Origin of the sequence: Pelagibius litoralis, from assembly GCF_011683915.1 — a bacterium.
GTDB lineage: Bacteria > Pseudomonadota > Alphaproteobacteria > Kiloniellales > Kiloniellaceae > Pelagibius > Pelagibius litoralis.
In genome coordinates this window covers 1-7,730 of sequence record NZ_JAAQPH010000052.1, presented here as the reverse complement: position 1 = coordinate 7,730, position 7,730 = coordinate 1, and the positions used below count along the sequence as shown (strand labels likewise).

The 7,730-nt window shown below is 61.7% G+C and carries 8 protein-coding genes; all 8 read left to right on the top strand.

Translation table 11 applies throughout. The features are described 5' to 3' along the window. Positions 1-864: putative barnase/colicin E5 family endoribonuclease (locus tag HBA54_RS28470; RefSeq protein ID WP_167232091.1), on the top strand; the 864-nt coding region annotated here is incomplete at its 5' end. A gap of 411 nt (positions 865-1,275) precedes the next feature. Further along, the gene (locus HBA54_RS28465; RefSeq protein ID WP_167232087.1) at positions 1,276-1,638 is read left to right on the top strand and encodes a hypothetical protein; all 363 of its coding nucleotides are present in this window, start codon (positions 1,276-1,278) and stop codon (positions 1,636-1,638) included. A gap of 375 nt (positions 1,639-2,013) precedes the next feature. Then, positions 2,014-2,220, top strand: a complete 207-nt coding sequence (locus tag HBA54_RS28460) for a hypothetical protein (protein ID WP_167232084.1) — start codon at positions 2,014-2,016, stop codon at positions 2,218-2,220. Positions 2,221-2,271: 51 nt separating this feature from the next. Beyond that, positions 2,272-3,918, top strand: coding sequence for a portal protein (locus HBA54_RS28455; RefSeq protein ID WP_167232081.1), 1,647 nt, complete (start codon positions 2,272-2,274; stop codon positions 3,916-3,918). After that, complete coding sequence (locus HBA54_RS28450; RefSeq protein WP_167232077.1) at positions 3,918-4,274, top strand: Bbp19 family protein; 357 nt, start codon at positions 3,918-3,920, stop codon at positions 4,272-4,274. Before HBA54_RS28455 ends, HBA54_RS28450 begins: the two co-directional genes overlap by 1 nt. A gap of 22 nt (positions 4,275-4,296) precedes the next feature. After that, entirely contained in the window at positions 4,297-5,724 is a 1,428-nt protein-coding gene (locus tag HBA54_RS28445; RefSeq protein ID WP_167232074.1) for a lysozyme family protein, read from the top strand. A gap of 164 nt (positions 5,725-5,888) precedes the next feature. Continuing rightward, positions 5,889-6,341 (top strand): hypothetical protein, encoded by a 453-nt coding sequence (locus HBA54_RS28440; RefSeq protein WP_167232071.1) that lies wholly within the window; start codon positions 5,889-5,891, stop codon positions 6,339-6,341. 749 nt (positions 6,342-7,090) lie between these two features. After that, a partial coding sequence (locus HBA54_RS28435) for a hypothetical protein (RefSeq protein WP_205944977.1) occupies positions 7,091-7,730 on the top strand: 640 nt, incomplete at its 3' end.

The window sequence follows — 7,730 nt, the reverse complement described above, 5'->3', positions numbered from 1 at the left end:
GGCCCCGAGCTGGTGGAGATCATCAAGTCGATTGCGCCCGGTTCAGGCGAGGCGCAATCGCTGCTGGACTACAAAGATGCCGCAAATCGCCTGATCGAGCGTATCGGAGAAGGAGACCTGGCCGGTGCGCGGCAGGCGGCCATCGATACGGTCACCTACCTTGCCGGTGCTTTCCCGGCTGCTGGCACGCCGGTGCGCGGCGCCCGCGCTCTTGGAAAGACATCCGCGGCCCGCGGTGTGGTCAAGAAGGCCAAAGGCATTCCGTCACGCCGGCCGCTGCAGGTGGTTCTGGAGAAGACACCGGGCCGCAACGAGCAGGGGCGCCTGCGGCAGATCAGAGAGCTGGTGAAGCGGAATGTGCCCGCGGGCTTCCTCGATCGAACGGCCGCCCAGGCCATCGCCAAGACGCGCTTTCCGCCCCGCGATCCGCGGGAGAACGTCCGGCGCGGCCTCGCCGCCGCCGATCTCGTGATCGAGCAGGCACTGCGCGGCGAGCCCGGCGTGCTGGCCGAGGCCATGTTCCGAAAGGACGTAGGTTCGATTGCGTTCTTGTTCGGAAAAGCTGGTAACCCGGCGAAGAAATATAGAGGTGGCGGTGGACTCGCCCATGTGATCGCCAAACACGGCGCTGAAGTTGTGGATGATGTTATCGAGACGATTGCGAAAGGAACACTCGCTCGAGAACAAGGATCAGGAACGGGGAAGAAAATTGTGCTTAGCCATCGTGGCCACGAAGCCGTTATAAGCTTCTACAAAGGTGCGACACGCCAGACGTGGTTGCTAACTGGATTCAAGACTGGGCTTACTGATATCAATTTTGACATTAGTCGGCTTCGTGCACCGATCTTCTTCAAGCCGAACTAGGAAGGTTGGGTGTGCCCCGGTGAACCCAGGGAGGTTAGTACTCCGTTGGGCCTACGCACGATGAGCCTACGTTGAGTCGTCCCACCGTGGGAGCGAGGCACGGTCAGAGTGTAGGGAGTTCGGCATCCGCTTTCAAGGCGTTCAGCGATCATAGCGTGATGGTGCAGGTTCAGGAGCCCGCACTCGGACCGCTTCGAGGGTTGATCTTCCTCAAGTCAAACTGAAGGTTAAGGTGTGTCCCGGTGAACCAAGGGGGTCTAAGACTCCGTTGGGCCGACGCACTGTGGGCCTACAAGACTTCGTTCCACAGTGGGAGCGAGGCACGAACCTGTTGTAGGGCCGATTGCGGATCGTTTCAGCCGTGGGGCCGCCCGCGCATGTATCTCATTTTGTAACCGCGAGGATATGCCGATGCAGGCCATCGTCGTCTTTCATGACAAGGGCGCGGGGTTCTGGCCCTGGCTGTTCGGCCGTCGGGGCTTTCGCCACTGCTTCTTGGCGCTGAATGATGGCCGGGCCTGGATGGTTGTCGACCCGCGCAGCAACGGTACCGAGATTTTGGCAGAGGTGGCCGCCGACTATGACCTGACTGCGTTCTACCGGCTTCAGGGCTTCACGGTTATGGAAGCCGAAGTGCGCGCGGCTGCAGGCCGCTTTCCAGTCTGGTTCTTCACCTGTGTCGAGGCCGTAAAGCGCGCCCTGGGTCTGCGTGGCTGGTGGATCTGGACGCCCTATCAACTCTTTAGATGTTTGGAGAAAGCGCATGGGAAGTGAGAGAGGTGCCGGGTCGCCGGCCGGGGCATCAAAGCCCAATCCGCCGAAGAAGAGGAAGAAGAAAGGATCTTCCCTCGGGATCGCGGTTGCGGGGGCGGCGGCCCGGGGAGTGACGACGACAAGCCGATCCCGCGACGATCGGGGAGGAAGGTTGACTTCCGGTATTGCCGTCGCACCCAAGCCGAAAAAACCGAAGGCAGCCAGCGTTGCTGCAGCGCCGTCAAGCAACCCCGGCGCGGCCAAGCGGCGTCGAGATGCGAAACGCCGAAGCGGGCGCAGCGGCACCATCCTGACGACGCCCCTGGGCGACCCCAGCACACCCACCGTCAGGCGTAGGGCATTGCTGGGCAACTAAACGGCAAGAGGAGACAGATCATGGGCGGTTTGTTCGGATCCAAACCCAAAGCGCTACCCCCGCCACCGCCGCCGGTGCCGACACCGGAGGATCCGGCGATCGAGGAGGCGCGCAAGAAAGAGCGGGAGGCGGCAAAACGTCGACGCGGCCGCGTGGCAACCATACTGACCAGCGGGCTCGGCGACCCGAGCCAGCCGCAGGTGGAGCAGAAGAAGCTGCTCGGCTGAAGCCAGCGCCTTCTTCGCAAAACGGGTCAATTCACAAGACAGGATACCTCCATGCCCCGAGAGATCGACGACCTGGTTTCACGTCACAAACGCCTGAAGGACCGGCGCCGTGTCTGGGAAAGTCACTGGCAGGAGCTGGCCGAAGTGATGCTGCCGCGGCGCGCGGACTTCACCACTGAGCACATGGCCGGCGAGCGGCGCACGGACCAGCTTTTCGACGGCACGCCGATGCTGGCGCGCCGGGGGCTGTCCTCGGCCATCGACGGTCTGTTGAAGCCCAAGACAGCGCGCTGGTTCCGTATCAAAACGCAGGACGAGGCATTCAACGACGACGAGTCGATCAAGCGCTGGCTGGAGGTCGCCGAGGAGCGACTCTACCGTGCGATCTACGACCGCCGCGCCCGTTTCATCCAACGTTCCGGCGAGGTGGATGACGATCTCGTGACCTTCGGTACTGGCGTGCTGTTCGTCGGCGAGGGGCAGGATCTCAACCGGCTGCTGTTCCGTTCCTTTCATCTGAAGGACGTTCTGCTGGCGGAGAATGGCGACGGCGAGATTGATACTGTCTTTGTCACCCTGCGCCTGACGGCGCGGCAGGCGGCGCAGCGCTTCGGCGAAGCGGCCCTGGGTAAAGACACCCGCGAGGCTCTGATCAATGGGGCGGAAGACAAGCTCTTCACTTTTCTGCAGGTGGTGATGCCGCGCAAGGAGAGAGACACGCGGCGGCGCGACAATGCCAACCTGCCTTTTGCCTCGCTGGTTCTGGACGTCCAGTCCGAGCACCTGGTGAGCGAGAGCGGCTATCACGAGTTTCCCTTTGCCGCACCGCGCTGGGACACCACGGCAGGCGAGGTCTATGGCCGCTCGCCGGGTATGATCGCCCTGCCGGATGCCAACACCCTGCAGCAGATGGGAAAGACCCTTCTGGTCGCGGGGCACAAGGCGGTCGACCCGCCGCTTCTGGTAGGCGACGATTCGGTTTTCGGCACACCCAAGACCTTTCCCGGCGGGATCACGACCTTTGACATGCAGGCGGCGCGCGATCTTGGCCGCATTCCCATCGAACCGCTGCAGACCGGTTTCAACCTGCCGCTCGGGCGGGAGATGCAGAAGGACGCCCGCGACCAGATCTGGGCCGCTTTCTTCCGCAACGTCCTGCAACTGCCCATTGATGCGCCGCGTATGACAGCGACCGAGGTGCTGGAGCGCAAGGAGGAGTTCATCCGCACCATCGGGCCGGTCTTCGGGCGGCTGGAAAGCGACTACATCGGCCAGGTGGTGGAACGATCCTTCAACATCCTGCTGCGGGCCGGGGCCTTTCCCGAGCCGCCGGAAATCCTGCAGGGGCGTGAGGTGGTCTTCGACTACGCCTCCCCCGTTGAGCAGGCGAGGAAGCAGATCGAGGCCGCTGGGGCGGCGCGCTCGGTCGAGCTGCTGGCGCCCTTCGTGCAGGCGGACCCCAGTATCCTTGATAACTTCGATGGCGATGCCATCGCCCGCGACACCCCGGACATCTTCGGCATGCCGCAACGCTGGCTGCGCCCCAAGGAAACGGTCGACAGTTTGCGCGACGGCCGCCAGCAAGCGCAGCAGGCCGCCGCCCTGCCGGGCGATGCTCAGGCGGCGGCCAACATCGTCCAGAGCCTGGCGCAGGCGGGCCGCGGCGGAGGGGGGCAGGGGGGCGGAGGTCTGCTGTGATGATCCGTTGGTTCAGCAAAGGCGCCAAGCGGAAACCCGACCCGGAAGGCTTTTTCGAGGATCTGCGCCGTGCTGCCGTGGGGAAGAACTACTCGGGCATCGACCGCTACCGCGATTTCCGGGCCGTCTTCTTCGGTGAGTCGACGGCCGAGCAGGGCCGCCGCGTGCTCTGGCAGATCCTGGAGTGGTGCCGCCTGTTCCGCCCGGTGAGCGCGCCCGGCGACCCTCATGAAACCTATCGCCGCGACGGTGAGCGCAACATCGGCCTGAAGGTCTTCATGACCCTGAACGCCGAACCGGCGCGTGAGGCTCCCCCCGAAGCCGCTATCAGCGAGCGTGAGAGCGAAAGGCCCTGACATGCAGAGAGAGAGGAACGCGATGCCGCTGCCGGAGCCGATTCCCGGCGGCGAGGGAACCGCTGTGCCCGGTGCCCGGCCGTCCGCTGAGCAGCCGAAAGCCAAGAAGTCCATCTTCGATCTTCGTAGCGTCACGCCCTTGTCGCCGGAGGAACAGGCGGCGCGGGCGGAGGCGGTGGAACGGGCACTTGCCTTCGGGGCGGAGCCGGTGCGCGACGATCGCGGCTGGGCCCTGGAGGTGGACTTCATCGAAGCCAATGGCGAGGCCGTTGAGCCCTGGAAGCATGACCGGCGGCACAAGAGCCTCTACCGGCGCAATCAGAAAGTGACCAAGGCGGCGGGGCAGCTGATCGGCCAGCCGGGTGACAAGATCGAGTGGGCCAAGCGCCTGGCGGTGTTGCATCACCGCGAGGGCTCCGACATCGAAGGGGCGGTGCGGCGCGGTCTGTTCGATGCCATCTGGCGTTACGACCATGTCTACGACGGCTACACCGTACCGCGGCTCTACGGCACCCACTTCATGAAAACCGGACGGGTCGCGGCGGTGGCGGAAGAACAGCGCCGCAAGTGGCAGGCCGAGGGCCGCGCGCCGGCGGACGCCTTCTGGGTGCGCAACCGCCGCAACACCGGCTTGGTGCTGGTGAGACCCAATGCCGATCCGGATGTGCCGGTTGGAACTCCAGCCGAACCGCCGGGCGCGATTTTGGGCGAAGAAGGCGTGGAGACCGTCGCCGGTCAGGCCGATATCGAAAGAGCATTCGAGCCATACTTTCCTGAGGGCGCGAATCTTGTTCCTGCCGAGGAACTGGGGGCAGGTTTTGCAGATGAACAGCGGGTGCGCTTTGGTTACCCCGATATACCGCTTGCGAGTGATACTTCCACGAAGGCAATACCTGAAACCTCTGAGGGAGGTCTCCCAAAGGTACCAGTCGTCAACTTGTCAGAAGACCGGATAGCAAACATCCTCGCTAATGAACCGGCGATCTTCGAGATTGAAGATTTGCCGAGGGCAAAAGGTGATGAGCCTTGGTACGCGCGTCACGATGATGGGTACTGGGCCGTCTGGGTTCATCAAGATGTGATCGAGCACGAGGCGAGGCGGCAGGATCTCGATCCCAACTTGGTCAAGGCCATCATGTATGTGGAGAACGCGCATGGTGGCGCATATGGACGACTCGGTGAGCCCTTCAAGCAAGCAGATACGATCTTGCCTATGAACATTGACCCGGGGATTTGGGGTGGATTGGCCGGGAGAGGCGCAGATTTTTCCGACCCACTTGTCAATATCGCGGCTGGAGTTCTTTTCATAAAGCGTATTCAGGATCGCGTTGGGAATCCAACCGTTGCCAGGGTGGCCTCGCCTTACAAGTTCACCGGCCGAGAGAAGGTGAGTGACTACGGCGCCCGCGTCGCGGCGGTCGCTCAAGGAGCGATTGAGCGATGCGGTTAATCCTGCCAAGTGATCTTCGCTCTTTCGGAGGCTTTGACCGTCTTCCCTATGAAAGCTCGATCCGATCTGCCTAGATTTTGACTTAGATCAACCTTATTGCTGACACGTAAACTACACAGACTGCAAAAAAGAACTACGGCTTAGTCCCTTATCGGAAGATTAAGATGGCAGGAGTTGCTACTTCAATACTGCTCTACTTTGCGTGGCTAGTTTCCTGGCACCAAGTCTATATAGATCACTGTCCAATGGGAGATGCTCAGCCACTGAAACTCGCGATCTTCTTATCGGTTGTTCCCTACGTGGTCGGCTTCACGTTGTTATCGAGCCTTCGTTTGAGGATTCCGGCGCTTGTTCTATCACTTCCCCTTATACCGATGATGGTCTGGCAGGGTATCTGGGGGTTGCGCCTTTTCGTTATCGTGAATGTTGAAGGGCTGAGTGCCTGCACTTTGACTGTAGGTGCACCTTTCGGATCCGCGTCGGACGACTGGCTTGAGCAAGTCGCTGGCTCCTACTATTTTCTGGTCAGTGTGGGTTCGATTCTCGGTCTTGCCCATGCGTATAGGCGCTTCCGGCGTGAGGTGAGCGGGTCCGGTCAGCTCGAGGTCTTCGATTGAGGGAAAGCCTTACGAAGCTTCCTCGCCTACGACGGCATCGTCGGGTCGGGCACTCGCAAAATCGTGGAGCAGGCTGTAAAGACGGGGAAGATCGAAGAGGTCAACAACCGCGTTGTGGACAAGCGTATTGCGTATATGCGGTCTCTCTCAAACTTCTCCAGCAACCCCGGGTGGATCACTAGAGCTGAGTCCTTCCGAATCAATCGGCCAAGCCCTTAGCCCAGCCCAAACTTTCTTCGGCTCAAAGCTTATATCGGTTACGTTGATCGACAGCATCGCGTAGTACTCGCTCCATCAAGCGAGCATGCGCATCGACATGAATTGTGTGGTACTGCGTCCCGCAAACAAAGCAGCCTTGGTGCTCGTTATAGAGCTTCCAGTATAGGCCCCCGTAGCTCATCCGGATTGTCTCAAGCTGGTCCAGAATACGGTCTTCGAGGCAGAGGGCGCTGAGCAGTATTCCTTCTCATGCATCAGCGGTGCTGCCGCTGCGTAACTCGTAAGTTTTATCCCAACATGAATCGATCATGGTTTGGGCGTCAATCGGCTCGAATGGCTCTCCGCCGCCAGCGGATGCGGGCACCGACGCAAGCAGACAGATTGTGAACACACTTAGGTAGTTCAGGAACCTCATTTCGGAATCCCCTTGTTTAATCAACCGAAGCGTGCCCAGCGATTGCGGCGAAGTTAGAGCGAGAACCTCTCACTTGATGGTGCCTGTTTTCTCCGACTTCTGAACGGAGTTTTCCATGATAGACGATGCCTCTTTGGAGGCTGCCGGCGCGGATGCAGGCGGCCCGCTTCCTGCTGCGCCCGAGGTGGGTGGTGGTGTAACCGACGCGCCAGAAGCGCCCCGGTCCATCTTCGATCTTCGTTCCGTGACGCCCCTGTCGCCGGAGGAAACTGCGGCGCGGGTAGAGGCGATGGAACGCTCCCTGGTCTTCGGGGCGGAGCCGGTGCGTGACGAACGCGGTTGGGCCCTGGAGGTGGACTTCATCGAAGCCAATGGCGAGGCCGTTGAGCCCTGGAAGCATGACCGGCGGCACAAGAGCCTCTACCGGCGCAATCAGAAAGTGACCAAGGCGGCGGGGCAGCTGATCGGCCAGCCGGGTGACAAGATCGAGTGGGCCAAGCGCCTGGCGGTGTTGCATCACCGCGAGGGCTCCGACATCGAAGGGGCGGTGCGGCGCGGCCTGTTCGATGCCATCTGGCGTTACGACCATGTCTACGACGGATATACCGTGCCGAGGCGTTACGGCACCCACTTCATGAAGACCGGACGGGTCGCCGCGGTGGCCGAGGAACAACGCCGCAAGTGGCAGGCCGAGGGCCGCGCGCCGGCGGACGCCTTCTGGGTGCGCAACCGCCGCAACACCGGCCTGGTGCTGG

What these genes read in the sequence shown, in the direction of transcription:
- HBA54_RS28465 (WP_167232087.1), top strand. Translation starts at nt 1,276, where the DNA reads ATGCAGGCCATCGTCGTCTTTCATGACAAGGGCGCGGGGTTCTGGCCC.
- HBA54_RS28460 (WP_167232084.1), top strand. Translation starts at nt 2,014, where the DNA reads ATGGGCGGTTTGTTCGGATCCAAACCCAAAGCGCTACCCCCGCCACCG.
- HBA54_RS28455 (WP_167232081.1), top strand. Translation starts at nt 2,272, where the DNA reads ATGCCCCGAGAGATCGACGACCTGGTTTCACGTCACAAACGCCTGAAG.
- HBA54_RS28450 (WP_167232077.1), top strand. Translation starts at nt 3,918, where the DNA reads ATGATCCGTTGGTTCAGCAAAGGCGCCAAGCGGAAACCCGACCCGGAA.
- HBA54_RS28445 (WP_167232074.1), top strand. Translation starts at nt 4,297, where the DNA reads ATGCCGCTGCCGGAGCCGATTCCCGGCGGCGAGGGAACCGCTGTGCCC.
- HBA54_RS28440 (WP_167232071.1), top strand. Translation starts at nt 5,889, where the DNA reads ATGGCAGGAGTTGCTACTTCAATACTGCTCTACTTTGCGTGGCTAGTT.